Origin of the sequence: Vibrio profundum, from assembly GCF_050337555.1 — a bacterium.
In the GTDB taxonomy this organism is placed as follows: Bacteria; Pseudomonadota; Gammaproteobacteria; order Enterobacterales; family Vibrionaceae; genus Vibrio; species Vibrio profundum.
Genome location: NZ_JAKJTA010000005.1, coordinates 169525 through 188877 on the forward strand (window position 1 = coordinate 169525; position 19353 = coordinate 188877).

18 protein-coding genes are annotated in these 19353 nt (G+C 44.0%); 10 read left to right on the forward strand and 8 right to left on the reverse strand.

The features are described from left to right. The first annotated feature begins 97 nt into the window (after nucleotides 1–97). The 3 genes from L4C34_RS05160 (at nucleotide 98) to L4C34_RS05170 (ending at nucleotide 3742) form a co-directional block, all read left to right on the forward strand. Nucleotides 98–259, forward strand: a complete 162-nt coding sequence (locus L4C34_RS05160) for an NUDIX hydrolase N-terminal domain-containing protein (protein WP_428788281.1) — start codon at nucleotides 98–100, stop codon at nucleotides 257–259. Between the two features lie 389 nt (nucleotides 260–648). Further along, a complete protein-coding gene (locus L4C34_RS05165; protein WP_428788282.1) occupies nucleotides 649–1659 on the forward strand; it encodes an ABC transporter substrate-binding protein in 1011 nt (336 codons plus the stop codon). Nucleotides 1660–1804: 145 nt separating this feature from the next. Beyond that, on the forward strand, nucleotides 1805–3742 hold the full coding sequence (locus L4C34_RS05170; protein ID WP_428788283.1) for a HAMP domain-containing sensor histidine kinase: 1938 nt from the start codon (nucleotides 1805–1807) through the stop codon (nucleotides 3740–3742). A 716-nt stretch (nucleotides 3743–4458) separates the two neighbouring features. Here the strand turns inward: L4C34_RS05170 and L4C34_RS05175 are convergent. After that, entirely contained in the window at nucleotides 4459–5838 is a 1380-nt protein-coding gene (locus L4C34_RS05175; RefSeq protein ID WP_428788284.1) for an L-cystine transporter, read from the reverse strand. A 130-nt stretch (nucleotides 5839–5968) separates the two neighbouring features. After that, nucleotides 5969–6667 carry an NAD(P)H-binding protein gene (locus tag L4C34_RS05180; protein ID WP_428788285.1) on the reverse strand — a complete coding sequence of 233 codons (699 nt, stop codon included), beginning with the start codon at nucleotides 6665–6667 and terminating at the stop codon, nucleotides 5969–5971. Nucleotides 6668–7170: 503 nt separating this feature from the next. On the opposite strand from L4C34_RS05180, the gene L4C34_RS05185 reads away from it, so the two are divergent. Both L4C34_RS05185 and L4C34_RS05190 read left to right on the forward strand, forming a co-directional pair. Next, nucleotides 7171–7941: a class II aldolase/adducin family protein gene (locus L4C34_RS05185; protein WP_428788286.1), complete on the forward strand. Its 771-nt coding sequence runs from the start codon at nucleotides 7171–7173 to the stop codon at nucleotides 7939–7941. Nucleotides 7942–8010: 69 nt separating this feature from the next. Beyond that, nucleotides 8011–9186, forward strand: coding sequence for a mandelate racemase/muconate lactonizing enzyme family protein (locus L4C34_RS05190; RefSeq protein WP_428788287.1), 1176 nt, complete (start codon nucleotides 8011–8013; stop codon nucleotides 9184–9186). Between the two features lies 1 nt (nucleotide 9187). Here L4C34_RS05190 and L4C34_RS05195 read toward each other — a convergent pair whose 3' ends face one another. Further along, a complete protein-coding gene (locus L4C34_RS05195) occupies nucleotides 9188–10048 on the reverse strand; it encodes an amidohydrolase family protein (RefSeq protein ID WP_428788288.1) in 861 nt (286 codons plus the stop codon). A 9-nt stretch (nucleotides 10049–10057) separates the two neighbouring features. Then, entirely contained in the window at nucleotides 10058–10783 is a 726-nt protein-coding gene (locus tag L4C34_RS05200) for an SDR family NAD(P)-dependent oxidoreductase (protein WP_428788289.1), read from the reverse strand. 334 nt (nucleotides 10784–11117) lie between these two features. Between L4C34_RS05200 and L4C34_RS05205 the strand changes: the two genes are divergently transcribed. From L4C34_RS05205 to btuD, 3 genes are all read left to right on the forward strand, one after another. Next, nucleotides 11118–12164, forward strand: coding sequence for a succinylglutamate desuccinylase (locus L4C34_RS05205; RefSeq protein WP_428788290.1), 1047 nt, complete (start codon nucleotides 11118–11120; stop codon nucleotides 12162–12164). 80 nt (nucleotides 12165–12244) lie between these two features. Next, a complete protein-coding gene (gene btuC, locus L4C34_RS05210) occupies nucleotides 12245–13240 on the forward strand; it encodes a vitamin B12 ABC transporter permease BtuC (RefSeq protein WP_428788291.1) in 996 nt (331 codons plus the stop codon). Then, the gene (btuD, locus tag L4C34_RS05215) at nucleotides 13227–13979 is read left to right on the forward strand and encodes a vitamin B12 ABC transporter ATP-binding protein BtuD (protein ID WP_428788292.1); all 753 of its coding nucleotides are present in this window, start codon (nucleotides 13227–13229) and stop codon (nucleotides 13977–13979) included. Before btuC ends, btuD begins: the two co-directional genes overlap by 14 nt. Nucleotides 13980–14205: 226 nt before the next feature. Here btuD and L4C34_RS05220 read toward each other — a convergent pair whose 3' ends face one another. Further along, nucleotides 14206–14781, reverse strand: a complete 576-nt coding sequence (locus L4C34_RS05220; RefSeq protein ID WP_428788293.1) for a nucleoside triphosphate pyrophosphohydrolase family protein — start codon at nucleotides 14779–14781, stop codon at nucleotides 14206–14208. A gap of 196 nt (nucleotides 14782–14977) precedes the next feature. On the opposite strand from L4C34_RS05220, the gene L4C34_RS05225 reads away from it, so the two are divergent. Beyond that, nucleotides 14978–16051 carry a sensor domain-containing diguanylate cyclase gene (locus tag L4C34_RS05225; protein ID WP_428788294.1) on the forward strand — a complete coding sequence of 358 codons (1074 nt, stop codon included), beginning with the start codon at nucleotides 14978–14980 and terminating at the stop codon, nucleotides 16049–16051. A gap of 16 nt (nucleotides 16052–16067) precedes the next feature. Here the strand turns inward: L4C34_RS05225 and L4C34_RS05230 are convergent, their stop codons facing one another. Then, the gene (locus L4C34_RS05230; RefSeq protein WP_428788295.1) at nucleotides 16068–16613 is read right to left on the reverse strand and encodes a DUF1415 domain-containing protein; all 546 of its coding nucleotides are present in this window, start codon (nucleotides 16611–16613) and stop codon (nucleotides 16068–16070) included. A 51-nt stretch (nucleotides 16614–16664) separates the two neighbouring features. Next, nucleotides 16665–17897 carry an MFS transporter gene (locus tag L4C34_RS05235; protein ID WP_428788296.1) on the reverse strand — a complete coding sequence of 411 codons (1233 nt, stop codon included), beginning with the start codon at nucleotides 17895–17897 and terminating at the stop codon, nucleotides 16665–16667. A gap of 100 nt (nucleotides 17898–17997) precedes the next feature. Here L4C34_RS05235 and L4C34_RS05240 point away from each other — a divergent pair, with 100 nt between their 5' ends. Beyond that, on the forward strand, nucleotides 17998–18867 hold the full coding sequence (locus L4C34_RS05240; protein ID WP_428788297.1) for a LysR family transcriptional regulator: 870 nt from the start codon (nucleotides 17998–18000) through the stop codon (nucleotides 18865–18867). A gap of 98 nt (nucleotides 18868–18965) precedes the next feature. Here L4C34_RS05240 and L4C34_RS05245 read toward each other — a convergent pair whose 3' ends face one another. Beyond that, nucleotides 18966–19313 (reverse strand): VC1380 family protein, encoded by a 348-nt coding sequence (locus L4C34_RS05245; protein WP_428788298.1) that lies wholly within the window; start codon nucleotides 19311–19313, stop codon nucleotides 18966–18968. Between the last annotated feature and the right edge of the window lie 40 nt (nucleotides 19314–19353).

Sequence of the window (19353 nt, forward strand, 5' to 3'; positions counted from 1 at the left end):
GTACAACAACGCTAACCAGCGTGCGGCACTGTCGTATAGCAAGTTGCTCGTTTACTTAGTTATTCAATCAAGGTCTAGTAACGAGGGAGAGAATGAAATGGAGCAATGGATTAATTGGGTTAAACAATTACAGGCGATTGGCCAAGCCGGCAAAGCCTATTCCAAAGATGGATTTGATATAGAGCGCTTTGAGCAGCTGACTCATATATCCCAGCAAATGTTTTCGGAACTTGGCGACGCTTCTGTTGAGCAAGTCTGAAACCTGCATATCCCGAATCAGGCTACCCGACCCCTAAGGTCGACTTGCGGGCTGGAGTGATCAGAAATAATAAAATTTTGCTGGTTCGAGAGCGAGAAGATAGTTGCCGGGAGGGTGGTGTCGGCCTACATTAAAGTTTGATCGATTTTGGGAATTATTTTTAGTAAATGGAAGCAGGAGTTGCCCCAATAGTGTTTAACTTTTTGGTGTGCTTGAAACTAGCTGAGCCAAGGCTGGCCAAATAGAAGTAATCTGAAATTTTGGCCGAATTAACTCGACCACTACATCCAGTATTGGTGGAGCAGTTCACTACTCTCACGAGGTCTTTTTTTGCGACAAACCCTGCTAGTCTATACTTCACGTAGAGCGTTTAAGGGAGAATAGGACAAATGAATAATCGAATGATTTTATCGGTTGTTGGACTCGTACTTGTACTTGGTGCGGCAGGAGCTATTTACATAGAAAAAGAATCTCGAAAAGATCTTGGCATCGCGAGCATGGAGCCATCTCCAAAGATTATTGTTTCTTACAATTTATGGCCTGGCTATTACCCCATCACAATAGCTAAAGAAATGGGTTTTTTTAAAGATGAGGGCATAGATGTTGAAGCCCATTTTTCTGAAGATCAGCTACCTCAAATTTCTGAGTTTTATGCGAAAAAATATGATGCCTTGGCTCTCCCTTTAGGGAGTATCATTAGCGCTAGCGGAAAGTACCCTAATGCAGATGTTAGAGTTGTATATGCGATAGATGATTCCGTCGGAGGTGACGCTATAGTAGCACGCTCAGGCATTGACAAGGTCCAAGACCTTAAAGGGAAATCTATTGGGGCCTCAATCGATGGCTTTGGTGAGGTCTTTGTTATCGAGATGCTTAAAACTGCAGGTTTAACGAGTGATGATGTTACGATCGTGAATGCGGATGCAAATCAAGTTTATGACCGTATAAAGAACAATGAAATGGATGCAGGGCACGCGTGGGAGCCTTATGTATCAAGAGCAGTTAATGACGGTGGGAAGGTTATTTTTACTAGCAGGGAGACCCCCGGTCTCATCCTAGATGTTATCACCTTCCAAGGAAAGCTTGTTGATGAACGACCACAGGATGTAAAAGCTTTCATTAGAGCTTGTGATAGGGCAATTACTTATTGGTTGGCCAACCCTGAAGAAACAAAACAGTTACTAGTGAAGGCTTTAGGGATATCTGAAAGTGATATATTTCTTGATGGTATAAGGTTGTTAACAATTAGAGACAACCAGGATTACTTTAGCACGGGAAATACTTACTCTGTATATGACAACGCTAAAAAGTATAGTGATTTCTATGTAGGTAATGGAACATTGTCAAGAAAACCAGATATTAATAAAATAATAAGTAAAATAATACTTTCTAATAAGTAATGCTTTATATATGATAACGAATACTATTAGATTTAAGTATCTTTCGGCATTTCTTTCTGTATCACTGATCCCCATATTCTCTTTGTTAGTATACAATCAATTTGAAACAAAGAAAATGCTTATATCTTATTCGAATCAAAATATAATGAACTCTACAAATAATGTTTATAACAAAATTAATACATTCATTTCTCTAGGGTTAGATACGGTTAGGGTTGGGGCGCTATTACCAGCATTTAAATTATACCTAACAGACCCTAAAAACCCCATGAAGAAGGAATTAGCAAAAGGCACTCTAATTACATTAAGTAGAAAGGATCACGTCAACATTTTATCTTATGCATTGTTGGATATGTCCGGTGAGGTTTTAGTAGATTCATACCGACCGAATCAAGGGAAAAACGAATCTGAAACAGAGTGCTATAATTTAGTTGTCGACAATAAGGTTCCATCGATATCAGGGATAACTTTTTCTGATAATTTTATTGGCGTGAGTGTGATAAATTTTTGTGCAATAATTAAATATAGGCAACAAGCAGTTGGGATTATTCGACTTAGGTATAACTCGGCAGTGGTAATTAATGCAATCAAGGAAAATACATTAGAGGAAAATACTAACTTCTTCATCCTCCTTGATGAAAGCAATATTAGAATTACTCATAGTCTTTTTCCTGAGTTGGAGTTTAAACCAGTAACTAGTTTTAATCAGGATGAGTTAGAATCATTGGTTATAAAAAAACGAATACTTTCTCCTAACAAAGTGGTTCCAAACATAGAACTACCAGAGCTTGAAAGATTGTTGAATATTAGTGATAACAATGCAACATTTGTTACAGAGCTCACTGCAATACATGATATTAACAAGGTGGAAAAGAGCTATGTTGTTGTGAAGACACTAGATTACCTCCCATGGAAACTATTAGGAGCCCAACCACAGAACGTGTTTGATGCATCTATCATGCAACAGCAACGTAAAGCTCTTTGGCTCGTGTTTGTAATAGTACTACTGGTAGTTTTATTTTCTCTATTAGCATCAAGACTAATGACAAAGAATCTGAATAAATTAACCAAGTTTGTAGCGACCCTTAAACCAGGGGATGCTTTTGAAAAAGTAACGATAAAAACAGGAGATGAAATGGAAGTTCTAGCTGAATCTTTTAATAGTATGGCGAACAGGGTAAACATTAGCATGCTTGAGCTAGAATCATCATTTCATAAAATAGAAAAAACGGAGCGAGAGGTTAGAACATTAAATCAAGAACTTGAAACTAGGGTAAAAGATAGGACAAAGGAATTAAGAAAATCCCTATACGAATTAAAACGGGCCCAAGAAAAACTGGTAATACAGGAAAAAATGGCTTCACTCGGTCGTCTTGTTGCTGGGGTTGCTCACGAGATGAACACTCCAATTGGAATAGGTGTTACTTCTGCTTCTTTTCTCTCAGGGGAGTCGAAGAGGATCAGAGAGAACTTTGAAACCGGTAAACTATCTGAGTATGACCTGATGGTTTTTCTAAATCAAATAGAGGAATCAGGAGAGATGTTGATGTTTAATTTAAAAAGAGCTTCAGATATGATTACCAGCTTTAAAAAGATAGCAATTTCTAAATCCAATGATAATGCAATAACTATTGACTTAAAACATCAAATTGAACTACTGATACTCACACTCAAACCTAAATTAAAGAAAAACAATGTGACTATTGATTTTTATTGCTCAGGAAGTTTATACATTAGTTGCGAGCCTAATGAAGTTAACCAGATATTTGAGCACCTTATTTTAAATGCTATGATTCACGGTTATGGTGGGAATTCATCGGGTCATATTAAATTAGAAGTATTGGATGAAAATGAAGCTATAAAAATAAACGTAATCGATTATGGTAATGGTATATCAGAAGAAAATATTAAACATATTTTTGACCCTTTTTTTACCACTAATCGAAAGTTCGGGGGAACGGGGCTGGGTATGCATCTTGTGTACAACATTATACATCAAAAATTCAATGGTACGATAGAATGTAAAAGTACGTTAGGAAAGGGGTCCACATTCACAATAAACATTCCTAAAGCTTGGTCGTAACTCGACCCGTTTGAGCTGTTCTGGTCGACTCCAACCGGATACTTTTCTAAAGGAATTTTCAAATTCAACGGAGACAACATCCGTTTGCCATATCTCCACTAATCCGAATTCGCTTACATGGAACGAAGATCGTAAACGGCTATTATCCAAAAATAAGCTCAATCTGATCATGTTTTATTGTCGTAGTGTAAGCTTATTCGTATAGCTCTACGAGAAAAAACGATCAAACTTTAACGCCCTTGCGCCTGTTAATCGCCCAAAACTAGGCTCATTCGATCAGACTTTATTGTCTACCGACAGGTGGGCCGATGTCTGAGAAACACCTTCAGAAGGGGTCATAAGAGAAGTGATCGAAGAGTCCGGTTATGTCGTAGGTTCCCCTAAACTTGTGGCAATCAAGGACAGAGATATTCACCCATACACACCTAAACTTCCGTTTCATGCCTACAAGATGTTTTTCTTATGTGAATTTGAATCGGGTACAGCTACCCCCAACATTGAAATTTCTGATAGTGATTTTTTGCCCTCGATGATTTGCCTAAGCTCTCAGAAGGGCGAGTGTTACAAAGAGATATAGCGATGATGTATGAGTATCACGCTAGCCCTTCAAAGGCTGTTCTCGTGGATTAGCATCCTAGGTGGTTTCAAAGATCCTACGGATAAAACAGTAATAGTGAGTTAATGAGCGGGCACCTTTGGTGCCCGCTAGCTTGTGGTTAGGCGCTTTGGGTCTCTGTTGCTTCAGGGGTATGTGAATGTTGTTGTTTCAGCACTCGGCTAGTCACAACACCTGCTGTCATGGCACCAGATACGTTGAGTGCAGTGCGTGCCATATCGATCATCGGTTCTATGGAGATGAGTAACGCAACAATCGTCACTGGTAGTCCCATTGAAGGAAGTACGATAAGAGCGGCAAATGTAGCGCCGCCCCCAATCCCAGCAATGCCGAATGAGCTGATCGTCACAATGGCAATGAGAGACATAATGAAATGGAAACTCAGTGGGTCAATACCGACCGTTGGCGCGACCATGACGGAGAGCATTGCAGGGTAGATACCTGCGCAGCCGTTTTGCCCGATAGTGGCACCAAACGTGGCGGATAAGTTTGCAATCGCAGGTGGAACGTTGAGCTTAGAGATTTGCGTGTCGACGTTAAGCGGGATAGTAGCCGCTGAACTACGTGATGAAAAAGCAAAAGTCAGCACTGGCCAAATTTTCTTGAAGTACTGCTTTGGACTCACCCCGAAAAAAGTCAGTATTGTGCCGTGAACAACAAACATGAGTATGATGGCGACGTAAGAAGCGACGATAAAGCCAAGTAGATTTAAGATGTCTGCCGGGCTCGAGGTGGCTACCACTTTGGTCATCAGTGCTGCGATGCCATACGGTGTCAGTGCCATAATCATTTTTACGAGGCGCATAACCGTTGCTTGCGCGGCATCAACAAAGGTTTTGATTGGTGACTCTAGCTCTTCCTTTTCATGCATCACTTTGCGAGCGGCAATACCAATTAATACGCTGAAGATAACCACGGCGATGATTGAAGTTGAACGTGCCCCAGTTAAGTCTGCAAATGGGTTAGTTGGAATGAAGTTAACCAACATTTGCGGAACGGTTAGGTTTTCAACGTTGTGTAATCTGCTATCCAAGCTGGTGAGGTGTGCTGCTTCACGAGCGCCTTCTGTTAGCCCTGCAGCGGTTAAGCCAAAGCTATTGGCGATGATGATGCCAATAAGCGCGGCGATGGCAGTGGTCGCCAATAACATGAAAATGGTCAGGCTTGATATTTTACCTAAGGACCCGCCTTTCTCCAGTTTGACGACGGCAGAGATCATAGAGACGAGAATCAATGGCATGATGACCATTTTTAATAAACCGATGTAGCCGCTACCGACGATATGTATCCAATCTAGAGCTTGGCTGGTTGCTGGGTTTGTGGTGCCCAGTGAAATGTGCAAGCCCAATCCGTATAGGCTACCAAGGATTAAACCAGTAAAAACTAGACGAGATAAAGTGCGCTCCTTCCTTTGTTCCGTATACAGATAGAAAAGTATCGCAACGAATACGACAAGGGATAGGAATAAAACGAGTGACATGAATATATCCTTATAAAGTGTATGTTTTAAACGGGTAGTGTTTTAGGGGTAAGACTGCAGAAGCTACCCCTGTTGCTATTCACAATAAAATAACAAACGGTTATAAGGTATAACAACTTGGTGCATATTGTCAGCTATAAATATGATATTGGCTTAGTAGCTGGTTGATCTCGATGTTATTGAGAATCTGATGTTGGGGGGAGGGAGCATTTAGGAGAGCAAATAGCATGGCGAGCGCCACCGATCTGGCATCGATTGGACTGGCATTGACAAGGCTTCCTTGCATCAAAGGTTGCAGGAATTTCAAGATACCATGGGTGATGGCTTCTATTTGCCTCGGACTATCTCGGAGGCCTTTAAGCGGACCGGGACGCATAAAGACAAGTTTGTCAAAACCCATCTGCGCAATTGCCGTTTCCATTTTTCCTTTACAGCGTAGATAGTGGATCAGCGAGTTTCTCGACGCGCCGTAGCTGGATACAACGGCTAACCGTTTAACTCCGATCACTTTCATGGAATGTGCAACTCGGCAGACTAATTCATAATCGACTTTGGCTAAATCTTTGGCAGAGCCGGCTTGCTTTAGGGTACTCCCTAGGCAAATAAAACCTAATGTGGGCGCTGGGTTCTCATCATCCCAATCGAGAATTCGAAGCTCGGGATCTTGAAGGATATCGAGCTTGGTGTGGTAATAGGGTAAGGTGCTGCGAGTCAGGGCATAGACGCGGGTAATCGGCCCATCTTCTAGCAATTCCTTTAATAACTCAGAGCCAACTAAACCAGATCCGCCTGCGACAACCACATTATTTTCGTTGTATGCACCGCCCATGCGCCTCTCCCAATGAGCTGTGTAATTGTCTTTAGCATAGATGCAAACGAAGAGTTCGTCTTGTTGGTGTGTAATTTGGCCCACTGCAAACGGCAGTGGGGCCAGTCGAACGTTGTGAATGGATACCGCGTCATGTCATAGACAGTGGTACTTTTTTTTGTTTTTTGCTGTCGCTACTTTTTGCAGGACGTTGCTTTTTCGCACTTTGATTGGCAAACATAGAATCTCCTTAGCATATTTCGCAGAAGTGGTTGTACACAGAGGATTGTGCATTGTTCGTGCCATTCTTGGAGCTGAAAGTTATATCAGTATAGTCTACTGCCACTTTTATCACTAGTTGCATATAAATTTAGTGGGCCGCGTAAGTTGGTTGATAAGCTATGTGTTTATGACAACGGTTTTGTAACAGCGTGTTTGTGGCAGCGGTTTGACGTCATGCATCTGTATTCTTACCTTGGAATTTGCTAGCGTGGTTGCAAGGTGAATAATCCAAGGAGTGTAGGATGTATGAAATCCCCCGCTTAGATTTGAGACATCAAGTTTCTGAGCAAGAATGGCAGACTCGGGTTGAGTTAGCCGCCGCCTATCGGTTACTCGTGATACAAGGGTGGGACGACCTTATCCATACCCATATTTCAGCGCGAATACCGGGCACTGAAGATCTATTGATTAATGCGTTTGGGTTGGCGTTTGAGGAAGTGACCCCATCCAATCTCGTTAAGATCGATATTGACGGTAATATCATCGATCCAGACTGCCCGTTTGTTATTAATCCAGCTGGATTTACTATCCATAGTGCTGTGCATCATGCGCGACCAGAAGACCAATGTGCTTTACACGTACATACCAATGAAACCATTGCAGTGGCGAGTTTAGAACAAGGCCTTCAGCCCCTCAGTCAATACTCTATGTTTGCTTTAGCCTCACTGGCTTATCACGATTATGAAGGGCTTGCTGTTAACCCAGAAGAAAAGTTGCGCCTGCAAGATAATCTAGGAGATAAAAACTTCTTATTGCTGCGTAATCACGGCGCATTAACGATGGGAAGAACCATCGGTGATGCATTTATGCACATGTATGATCTGACGCGAGCGTGCCAAGTTCAATTGCAAATCCAAGCCACAGGTCAACAGGCAATCCTTGCCGATCAGAGTATTGTTGACGGCATTAAGGCGCAGGCGAATATTGTTCATACTGGGCTCACTGGTGGGCAAACAGCATGGCCAGCCATGATGCGCCGTGTTAAGCGGCAATATCCTGATTTCGACCAATGATCTTGAGGCAGGCTTTGAGCCAACGTCTAAGAGATATTTAAGCAATAACAACAGGTAAGTAACTATTGTATGAAGATTACTCAAGTAGAGATTTTTGATATCCATTGCCCTGAAAGGCCGCCATGGAATCCAGTTTTTATTCGTATCCATACGGATGAAGGCATTACAGGAGTGGGTGAAGCGGGTCTAGCGTATGATTGGGGCCACAGTGCTGCGGCAGCGATGATAAAGGAAATTACCGAGGCAGTATTGATTGGTTTTGACCCATTTAGCACTGAGCGCTTGTGGTCACGTATGCTTCGCGAAAGTTTTTGGGGGCTTGGTGGAGGGCCAGTGCTGTACGCTGCAATGAGCGCTATCGACACCGCGCTGTGGGACATCAAGGGCAAAGCACTCAATCTTCCGGTTTACCAACTGCTTGGCGGGAAAACAAACGACAAACTGCGTACTTATGCCAGCCAGTTGCAGTTTGATTGGGACAAAGAATGCACTAAATTGATTGAGCCGCAAGAGTACGCAGAAGCGGCATTGAAAGCTGTTGCTGAAGGTTACGATGCGGTGAAAGTTGATCCTATTGTTTACGATGCCAAAGGTGAGTCCTCTTTTGACCGCACTAAATTATTTACTCGCCCGCAAATGCGATTGTTTGGTGACCGTTTGAGGGCGATTCGCGATGCTGTGGGTTCGGATGTCGATATTATTTTCGAATCTCATTCTTTGATGGGGGCGGCATCGGCCATTCAGATGGGCGAGGTGGTGAAAGAAGTCGACTGCATGATGTATGAAGAGCCAGTCAATTACCTCAACTCCGCGGTGCATAAAAAAGTCGCGCAGAATGTGAATGTCCCTATTGCTGGTGGTGAGCGTTTGTATCACCGCTGGGATGTGCGACCTTATTTTGAAGACCAAAGTATCGATGTGCTGCAACCCGACGTGGGTTTATGTGGCGGCTTTACCGAAGCGAAAAAAGTGTGTGATTATGCTGATGTCTACGATATTCGGGTGCAAGCCCATGTTTGTGGTGGTCCTATTGCGACGGCGGCTTCGCTGCACCTTGAAACAGCAATCCCGAATTTCTTAATTCATGAGCACCATACCTATGCAATTAAGCAGTGGAACCGCGAGTTATGTATTCAAGATCCTCAGCCTGAAAATGGTTTTTTCCAAGCGCCAGATACTCCAGGGATAGGCATAGAGCTTAACGACGAGGTGGTTAAACGCTCGCCGCATGTGCTGGTGAAATAATTTAGAACCGATACCACTTAAAGGCGTTGTCATGTAGCAGCGCCTTTTTATTATCGGTGACTTTCTGGCTCAATGTGTGCCAAAAATTAGAATAAGGCTGGCTAAATAAGCACAGTGGAAAATTGCTGGCTAGCATGACCCGACGGGTGCCGAATGAATCAAGGCATGTATTTATCACTTTATCAGCCCAATCTAATGAGTAATTTCTGTCGGCCATTTCCCAGCCAGAGCATTTTATCGCAACGTTGGGGAAAGCGGCTATCGTGGCTATATTACGTTCCCATTCCAGCCAATTTTTTTCCTCTGGGTCACATCCGACAGGTGGAAAACCTGCGTGGTTAATCACGACGCGCCAGTTCGGCTGCTTCTTTAATATGTTGGTGAGATTCTCGACTGCCTGACTGTTGGTAAATGGCATTTGCAGATCGAATGATAGATCTTTCTCAACGAGATAGCTGATATTGGTCTGGACCGTCGAATCCATCAATAGGTTTTCGGCATCATCATCTAAGATATGCCGAACCCCAACCACAGAGGAAAACTCATCCAACTTATCGATGTGAGATGAAAATTCGCTTGGCGGTAGGGAGAGGTTAGCACCGGCTACAACTCGAAAGGGCATCTTAGCTTGAGCTTCCAACCAAGCCACTTCTCGCCAAAACTGGCTATTGTCATAGCCAGCTTCGATATGTACATAGCCTGCCAAAACCATTGGCTGTGAGAGGGCGAGGTCGTCTTCGTTAAAGCTGCGTGCGATAGCGGCTTTGTCGGGCCAAAATGGCGGGTTACTGGGTTTTAGCCATTGGTAATCACCGCCTTCTAAATCGAAAAGGTGAATATGGCTGTCGATTATTTTCACCATTTCATATTCCTACTGCGCCGTGTAGCCGCCATCGATGACTTGCAAACTCCCCGTAATAAAGCTGGCTTTGTCACTGGCAAGGAATAGGGCAAACTCAGCGACTTCATCGGCTTGTCCAAGTCTACCTAGTGGTTGCATTGCCGCCTCTTCTTGGTGAATCGCTTGTGCATCGGCTCCTGAACGCTGGCAATAGTTGTCGATAGCTGTGTGATAAAGAGGCGTCTCGATTGTGCCGGGGCAAAGTGCGTTAGCACGAATGTTGTATTCGGCATAATCAACCGCGGTGGTTTTCGCGATAGAGGCAATAGCGGTTTTGCTCAGGTTGTAGGCAAATGAGTTACGTTTGGCCACCAAAGCTTGGTCTGAAGAAACGAGAATAATTGCGCCAGACTTTTGTTGCTTCATGGTTGGAAGCACAGACTTTACAGCCGAATATACGCCTTTGACATTGATATTAAACACTCGCAGAAAATCTTCTTCACTGGTGTTCTCAATATTGGCTGACATATGGATACCCGCACTAGCAACCAGTACATCGATAGTATGAGATTTTGCAATGGTTTGGATGTGGTTTTGGACCGCGTCGTGATCCGTGATATCACATTGGCAATACTCACCATAAGGGCCGCTTTGTTGATCGAGGTTGAAGACCTGGTAACCTTGTTCGATGAAACGCTTGGCCGTAGCGAGGCCAATACCAGAGCTGCCTCCGGTGATGATACATGTTTGAGTCATAGCTTATTTGAGTCTGCTAGTTGGTTTATAGGGATGATAACGCAAGTATTATTGCAGGCATACTCTAGTTTATTGGATTGAGTGAAATCGATACCCGTATTAGGTTCCATTAAAAAAATTTCAGTAAGGGCTCAATTGTCGATGATAAACAACGCGATAGTTACCGGCTTTGTGATAGACTGCGTGCCATTCAAATGCTTGTTCTTGGCTCACAGATCTCTTATTTGTGGCCTCGCCCGTAGCTAGATTGGGTATTCATCTTGATCGGTGAAGGGGCATTAGTATAAATTTTCTTAATTTATTTGCTTACCTCTGTGCAATAAAGGAGTAGCACATGTCGAACTCTCTCTTTCGTCAGTCTTTCCTGTTAGACACTCTAGATCTGTCTTCAGATATTACCCCTCGTGAAGAGGTGGTCGCTTATGGCACCCGAATTAAAATTCATCAACGGGGTGTGCTAGAAGTGATTCCTAGCCATGTTGACCACGACACTAAACACCTCATTATTTCTTGCGGCGTTCACGGCGATGAAACTGGGCCGATGGAGCTGGTGGACGCCATATTAAAAGATGTGGTGACTGGCTTTCAGCTAATCAGTGAGCGTTGCCTATTTATTATCGCTCACCCTGAAGCGACCAATCAGCATACTCGTTTCGTTGAAGAAAACTTAAATCGTCTATTTGATAACAAAGAGCACCCACTCAATAAAGATCAGAGCTCAAGTAAAGAAAGAGTGATTGCTGAAAACCTTAAACAGTTGGTGGACGATTTTTTCCAAGGCACGTCAGAAGAAACCCGATGGCATCTCGATCTGCATAGTGCGATCCGCTTATCTAAGCACTATTCTTTCGCGGTCAGTCCGAAAGCTCGCCACGCCGTACGTAGCCGTGAATTAATTGAATTTATTGAACGCGGACACGTAGATGCGATTTTGTTATCTAATGCACCCTCAGGTACTTTCAGCTGGTTTAGTGCGGAGAATTACGCAGCGCAAGCCGTTACGTTAGAGCTCGGCAGAGTGGCGAGAATTGGCGAAAATGATTTGAAAAAACTTGAGTCTTTCGATACTTCATTGCGGGGTTTAGTGGCGAGAAAGTCTTCGGAGATTGAAGCGAAAAAGCCAATTATCTACCGAGTTAGCCGCACAGTGGTTCGGCTTCATGCGGATTTTAATTTCTTGTTTTCTGACGATGTAGAAAACTTTACCTCTTTTAAGCACGGTGAAGTATTTGGCAATGATGGCGACAAGCCTTTGATGGCGAAAAATGAAGGGGAGTCTATAGTCTTCCCTAATCGACGCGTCGCGGTCGGCCAAAGAGCGGCGTTGATGGTATGCGAAGTGACAACACGTTACGAGAATGAACAGTTGATCTATGATTAGACCTGTTGACTTGTAGACGACATCATTCAGGCTTAACGGTAACGTTAAGCCGTTTTTTTTTTGGTTAGCAAACGTGGTGTATGGATTTTAATCGACTGATACAAAAGACGGTGCGCCGCTGGCAAATAGCGATACTTGTTTTGCTGGGGGTGATGTTACTGGTGAGCTTGACGTATTTAGCGCTGGGCAGCGTGGTGATATCGCCGTTCAAGCCGCTAAGTGCATTAGATAAAACGCTTCTCGTTGAACTTAGGTTACCTAGGCTAATTGCAGTGCTAACGATTGGTGCATCGCTGGCGGTGGCGGGCGCAAGCTTGCAAGTTCTGTTGGGTAATGTTTTGGCTGAACCTGGGGTGCTTGGCATCTCCAACGGCTCGAGCCTTGCGATGGTGATGGTGTTGTTTTTTCTCCCAGCATGGTCAACACCCATTGGTTTTATGATTGCAGCGGTACTGGGGGCTTTAGTCTTTACCAGTTTATTAGTTATCCTAGCCAAGTTGATGCAAATGACTACCTCTCGCTTGCTATTGGTTGGCGTCGCGTTGGGTATTTTGGCGGGAGCGGTCACCACCTGGGCATTTTATTTCAGTGACAACTTCAACTTGCGACAGCTCCTATATTGGTTGATGGGCAGCGTGTCTGGGATGAGTTGGCCACAACTCTACTTGTTAGCACTGATGCTTCCTTGTGTCGTTTGGTTGTGCAAGCAAGGGATTACGCTGGATACATTGATGCTGGGTGAAATACATGCGACTCAGTTGGGGCTTAATGTGCTTTCGATCCGCTGGCGATTGGTGTTTGCGACGTCGATATTGGTTGGTGGGGCTGTTGCACTAGGCGGAATAATAGGCTTCGTCGGCTTGGTTGTACCACACTTGATTCGATTATGTTTGGGCTCTGAAAATAAATACTTGCTTCCGGCTAGCGCTATTTTAGGCGCTACTTTATTAGCTTTGGCAGATCTTATTGCGCGCACAGCCTTACACGCTGGCGAGCTTCCTCTCGGTGTGGTCACAACCACACTGGGCGCTCCTATATTTATTTGGATGTTGGTGAAAAACCATGATATGCGTTAAGAGCCTGTCAGTGGGGGAAAGAGTTTTACCACTTTCCTTTTCCTGTAAAGCGGGGGAAGTCGTCCATGTTGTTGGCCCCAATGGGAGCGGAAAAAGTACCTTATTGTCGGCGTTAGCTGGGATAATGGCATTTCAAGGATACGTGAAATTAGACGGCCAAGAGTTGAGTGCATTAACGATCGCTGAGCTGTCGTTATATCGTGCCTACCTAGCACAAAGTGACAAGCCTGTTTTTAGCATCCCTGTGTTTCAATATTTGTCGTTGTCGGCTCCTCGGCATAAAAAGGCTTCACCAGAGCTGGCAGAAGTGATTAGTCAGTTGTCTCAGCTTCTTAATATAGACAATAAAATTCATCGCTCAATTAATCAGTTGTCTGGAGGGGAATGGCAACGAGTGAGGTTATTGGGTGTTTGCCTACAAGTGTGGCCGACTTTAAATCCTGAGGCGAAACTTCTCATTCTAGACGAGCCGTCCACTGCTTTAGACGTTGGGCAAGATAGGCTGCTGTACCGGCTTATTGATCAGGTAGCGAAGCAGGGTATTACCGTGATAATGGCTAACCACGATCTCAATCGCACCTTAAATCAAGCTGATCACGTGTTGTTACTCGATAAAGGTACCTTGGTTAAACAAGGCAGCGCTGAGCAAGTGTTACAGCCAAACACCATAAGTGAAGTGTTTCATACTGAGGTGATATTGACCCGCGTCAACAATAAACAAGTGCTTGTTTTTGATTGATTTTGGTGCATGACGCTCGCTTTTGGTGAGCAAGTGACCGAGTAAATGTGAAGATGAACTTTCACTCCCTTTAAAATCAATAGGTTATGAAGGTTTTATCATTGGCATGAGGTTTGTATTATAGAAAAGGTACATTCTCGTTCTTGTTAGGCTAAATATCTTTTAGTGCTAACATCTGTTTGGCCACCCTACACTTGTGTAAGGTGGCATTTTTTTAAGCAGTTTTTTATGCAGTCAACTCGTTAAGGTTAGCAGGTCGGTAGTAAACCGACTTCAGCACTTTTCCGCGGCGGACTGTTTTACCTTCAACTGTAAAATCTTCAGCACACTTGGCAATAATATAGTTGCCTTTCTCAATAGACATTAACTTGATGCCTTGCTCAGCGTAATGAGTTTCTGTGTCGCGGTATTCTTGTTCGGTTCGGCAAACTTTACTCATGTTGCTTGAATGTACTTCGTCCCAACACGGAAGAAAATCAATGCCGCGATTACTGGCTACGTGTAGCAGCAAGTCGATTAGGTAGCTGATTGCAATATTATCTTCCAGCTTAGCGTGGCCTAGGTGAACTAAACGTCCCATCAGCACGTAGACACTGTCGACAATCGCATCGGCTTGTTCAGTTTTGTCCGTAGCTTCGGCGAGTTCGGTCAGTTCTTCAATGGCTAATGAGCTGTGGAGAGTATCAGCTTGGCTGTCTAAACTGTTTTGATCGCTAACAGGAAGATCAAAAGTACTGCGAAATTCGACGATGTCTTGATATAAGTGATCGAAGATATCTTGAGTTAACTTGGCTATGCGCATTTAGGTCAATCCAATCATAGAAATGGGCGCATTTTAGCAAACCACCTTCCCTAGGGCTACTGACTGTGTTGGAAAAATATCGCTTTATTTAGTACTTCTGCCACGGTTTCAGACCCACTTCATTGCGATAACGTAATGATTAGTCTTTAATATCAGGTATAAGAGTGTGGATGGACCTGAACTCATAAGAGGAAGTATGGCTGCTATTAATGAAAGTGAAGAGCTGATCCGCCGTATCTATCAGATCACGAACGATTATCAGAAAGGATTTGATATTCAGATCAGCCAACTACTTATCTTAGGCTTGGAAAGGTTCAACTTAGATATTGGCATCTTGTCGAAGATTGAAGGCTCGACATATACCATTCTTAATTGCGTGACTCCCGAAGAATTTGATATTAATCAAGGTGATATTTTTGATTACTCATTAACCTATTGTGAGATCACCTGTAGCGCTTTTGCCCCTGTCGCCATCAGTTATATGAAGCAGGATGAGAAATTCTCATCGCACCCTGCTTACAGCAGTTTGGGTTTAGAGTCGTATATAGGTATTCCTATCTTTGTCGATGACGAGGTCGTCGGCACCCTCAATTTTTCTTCTGTTGATCCTCATGACAAACCATTTGAGCAAACTGATATCGACGCGATAAAGTTGATGGCCTCTTGGATTGAAGTCGAGATGATCAGGCGCAAGCAGGAGCAGCAACTACAAGTGCTGAATCGTAAACTGGAAGCGCAAGCACTTATCGACCCCCTCACTCAAATATCCAATCGGCGCTGTATGTTTCGAACGCTAAATAGCGACCTTGATAAAATCAAGCGCGCGGGCGGAACCGGTACGATTGCATTGGTGGATATCGACCACTTCAAAATAGTCAACGATACCTATGGTCATCAAGTCGGAGATGAAGTTCTTAAAAATGTAGCGGACAAACTCAAGCAGGTGGTAGGGTCAACAGATTATCTTGCGCGATTTGGCGGTGAAGAGTTTCTCGTTTGGCTACCGGAAAAACCGTTGGCTCAGCGGGTCGACATTCTCAATCAATTACATCAGTCGGTTCAGGAAGTGAAAGCAGGCGATGACCCTATTACAGTCTCGATAGGTGCATGCCATTTTGTTCTCGGCGACATCGATCAAGAATGCAATAGGACATTTTTAGATGAGCTTATTCTAATGGCGGATGAGTGCTTATACCAAGCGAAGAATCAAGGTAGAAACCAGGTCAACACTCGAAACTTCATTCCGCCGAGTAGCGAATCGTTAATCTAACCTCAAAAATAACAACCTACCGCTGCAAATAAGGAAAGAGAGTATTAACCTGCTCATCTGTCAGTTCATTGACTTTATTAATGTTGTTCTCAGGGATCTTTTCAGGTTCAGGGTAGTACTGCAGTACCTTCTCCAAACTGTCTTCTCGGATAAGGTGAAAAATAGGGTATGGCGAACGATTGGTGAGATTCTCGGCATCCTCTGGCTCACAACCAGCAAAGCAATAATTAGGGTGGAATGTCGCCACTTGGATAATGCCTTCTAATTGTTGCTGCTTTAATAGCGCGTCAGTCCAATTCAAAAATAGGTTATAGTCATCAAAGTCCTGTAGCATCTGAGGAACGACGACTAACGTTGTTTCTAACTGGTCAACGCTGGTGCTGGTCAACGTATTTAACTCAGTTAGGATAGAAGCCAGTAGCGCTTCTTCATCTGTCGCTTCAGATATAGCGATTCTAATTTGCTTGTTACGTGAAGGTTTTGCCGCAAACGGACATAGGTTTAGGCCAATCACAACCTTTTCTAACCACGTATTCACTTCTGAGGTAATTGTTTGAGTCATTGTATCGGGTTCTTTGAATATTTCAGGGCATAAACTATGCGGCTCATTGTATCAGACTTTCGACTTAATCCATTTATTTGATCTTTGATCAGCATGATCTGGTATTTGTGTTTCTTCTTGGTGACGTAATGTGAAGCTGAGTGCGCCGACCGCAATACACAATATTCCTCCAGCTGTCATGATGCCCATCCAAGCAAATGTTTGCCAACTGTAGATCAATAAGAATCCTCCGATGCTACCGCCGATGTAGTAATGAACTAAGTAAAGCGCTGTCGCGGTCGCTTTGGCTTCTGTTGCCTTTTGACTGACCCAAGCGTAAGCCAGAGTATGGACAAAGAAGCCGCCCATGCTAAGAAGTAATAGGCAGGCAATCATGGCGCCGATGGAATCCATATAACCCATGCATAAGCCAACGAAATTGAATAAGGTACCAAGTAGAATTCCTTTGATGGGGTGATGTTTTTGACTCCATCTACCTGCAAGGGTGGAGCTAAGCGTGCCTGCTAGGTAGCAAAGGAAAATCATCGATGCGAGGCCGATGGATAAGTTGTGGGGTGCGGCGACGAGTCGAAATCCCATGACGGTATAAATATTGACGAATAAAGCGAAGTTGGCTCCGCCAATCAACATGGCTATCCATAACATTTTGTTTTTTAGGTGACGAATGATGGCTCGGTTGTGGTAGTAGAACAACCCTTTCTGAGGTTTGAAGTGCTGCTGGTGAGGTAGCATGTAGGCAATTAGTATTGCGCCAAGCAAGGTTAACGCAGCGATAAATAGGACCGCTTGCTGCCAACCTAACCATTCAGAGAGAATGCCGCCAGCAAGCCTTCCCGTAATTCCACCTAAGGAGTTTGCCGCAATGTAGGTGCCAATGGCTTTACTAAACGCTTGGGCACTGAGCTCTTCCGCCATATAAGCGACCGCGACAGCGGCATACGCGGCGATAGCCAAGCCTAATATGGCTCGTCCTGCGACCAGCAAGTAGAAACTGTTATCGAAAATGAGTGACACACCGATAACCGGAATCGCAAATAAGCCGATCAATATGGTTATTCTGCGGCCGAAAGACTCAGACGCAATTGCCCAAGGCACCAAAGAAACTGAAAGGGCTAGAGTCGTTGCGGCGAAAATCCAATTAATGCGTGTTTCGTCCATCGCGAACTCTTTGGCTAGCAAGGGCAGAATCGGCTGGAACAGGTACAAGTTGCAAAAAATCAAAAATGAGCCGAGTGCAAGGCTTAGCGTGATTTTTCGATAGGAAGCGGTGCCGTATTCAATCATATTGGTGTAGTTCGAAGGAGAATGTGATCAATTTAGCACTCCAATATGGATATATAAAATATACTAAAGTAATAACTACGATATATTTTTTATATGGACTATGAACAGCCGACAATTATCTCATTTAGTGGCCGTCGCCGAGCATGCCAGTTTCACCTCCGCGGCTAAAGCGCTAAATATCGCTCAGCCCGCGCTTAGTATTTCAATCAAGAAATTTGAATCTCAGCTCGGTGTGAACCTGTTTCTGCGCAGTGACCGAAAAATAGAGTTAACCGCTGAAGGCAAAATACTTTACGAGCATGCGAAGAAGGTGCAGCAACAAATAGATGACGCTCAGCTTGCCATCAATGAGCTGATTGGGCTTGAAAAAGGGGAGGTAAGACTTGGGGCGCCGAGTATGGTCGGCTCCTATATATTCCCTGAAATCTTGATGGCATTTAAGTCCCACTATCCCAATCTCAAGTTAGTGCTCATTGACGCCGGTGCCAGTTCAATTAAGCAAATGCTGCTTAGCGGTGAGTTAGACATTGGCGTGATTATCGAACAAGACGCACCGGACGATCTGGAAGTGGATCATCTAATGAGCGCGCAAATGGTGGCGGTCGTTGGGGACAATCACACGTTTGCCGAGCGAAAAACATTACCCATTGAATCCTTTCTAGCGGAAGAGCTGGTGATGTTTAAGCCGGGCTATTTCCATCGTGATTTAATTGATGACGTGTCTCAGCGTTTGGGAAAAGAGCTACGGCTCGCTTTTGAAACGAACCTTGTCGCGATGATTTTGAATATTGTCCGACGCGAGTTTGCCATCTCCGTGTTGCTCGACTTCGTCCCCGAACAAGAATCCGGGGTCGTCGGTATTCCCTTTGAACAAGGCATACATCTAGATTTGGCACTCGCATGGCGTAAAAACGGCTATCAATCTAAGGCTGATAAGACCTTTATCGACTTTGTTAAACGATATGTTTAAGGCGGAACGCAGGGCTGAAAGCGTATGGCATTGGCCTGCTGATTGGCATGTTTATTGGTGTCGCTGCGCAGCATTTACTATCTGCAGCATTCAGTCTTTCAAGCCTGCTCGCTTTCTAGCATTTCGATGATGTCTGAGCTGGACTTTTCGTGAGCCATAACAAATAGCGATACCATCGCTTCGGTTTTGGATTTGATGTCACTTTGCTGCGTCAGAATTTGTTCAAAACGATGTTGGATCAATTCTATTTCGTGTTCCATAAAACCGCGTTCTTCATCGTCTCCGCTGGCTTCATCTGGCGCGTTGTCAAACTCCAAAAAGAGTAGGTCGCCATCCAGTTGTGACCCAATCAAACGTTCAGGTAACCATTCCTCCCCAGTGACCACCTCTGGGTCGGCGTGATCGGGTAGTAATGTTAACATTTGTTTGAACTCTGATACTTTCACAATGGGTACAGCCTATGGTCAATATGGTGGAATCGTACAA

Coding starts and splice junctions, on each gene's coding strand:
- L4C34_RS05160 (WP_428788281.1), top strand. CDS start 98: ATGGAGCAATGGATTAATTGGGTTAAACAATTACAGGCGATTGGCCAA.
- L4C34_RS05200 (WP_428788289.1), bottom strand. CDS start 10,783: ATGACTCAAACATGTATCATCACCGGAGGCAGCTCTGGTATTGGCCTC.
- L4C34_RS05190 (WP_428788287.1), top strand. CDS start 8,011: ATGAAGATTACTCAAGTAGAGATTTTTGATATCCATTGCCCTGAAAGG.
- L4C34_RS05230 (WP_428788295.1), bottom strand. CDS start 16,613: ATGACTCAAACAATTACCTCAGAAGTGAATACGTGGTTAGAAAAGGTT.
- L4C34_RS05235 (WP_428788296.1), bottom strand. CDS start 17,897: ATGATTGAATACGGCACCGCTTCCTATCGAAAAATCACGCTAAGCCTT.
- L4C34_RS05240 (WP_428788297.1), top strand. CDS start 17,998: ATGAACAGCCGACAATTATCTCATTTAGTGGCCGTCGCCGAGCATGCC.
- L4C34_RS05225 (WP_428788294.1), top strand. CDS start 14,978: ATGGCTGCTATTAATGAAAGTGAAGAGCTGATCCGCCGTATCTATCAG.
- btuC (WP_428788291.1), top strand. CDS start 12,245: ATGGATTTTAATCGACTGATACAAAAGACGGTGCGCCGCTGGCAAATA.
- L4C34_RS05195 (WP_428788288.1), bottom strand. CDS start 10,048: ATGGTGAAAATAATCGACAGCCATATTCACCTTTTCGATTTAGAAGGC.
- L4C34_RS05165 (WP_428788282.1), top strand. CDS start 649: ATGAATAATCGAATGATTTTATCGGTTGTTGGACTCGTACTTGTACTT.
- L4C34_RS05175 (WP_428788284.1), bottom strand. CDS start 5,838: ATGTCACTCGTTTTATTCCTATCCCTTGTCGTATTCGTTGCGATACTT.
- L4C34_RS05170 (WP_428788283.1), top strand. CDS start 1,805: ATGAACTCTACAAATAATGTTTATAACAAAATTAATACATTCATTTCT.
- btuD (WP_428788292.1), top strand. CDS start 13,227: ATGATATGCGTTAAGAGCCTGTCAGTGGGGGAAAGAGTTTTACCACTT.
- L4C34_RS05185 (WP_428788286.1), top strand. CDS start 7,171: ATGTATGAAATCCCCCGCTTAGATTTGAGACATCAAGTTTCTGAGCAA.
- L4C34_RS05220 (WP_428788293.1), bottom strand. CDS start 14,781: ATGCGCATAGCCAAGTTAACTCAAGATATCTTCGATCACTTATATCAA.
- L4C34_RS05205 (WP_428788290.1), top strand. CDS start 11,118: ATGTCGAACTCTCTCTTTCGTCAGTCTTTCCTGTTAGACACTCTAGAT.
- L4C34_RS05180 (WP_428788285.1), bottom strand. CDS start 6,667: ATGGGCGGTGCATACAACGAAAATAATGTGGTTGTCGCAGGCGGATCT.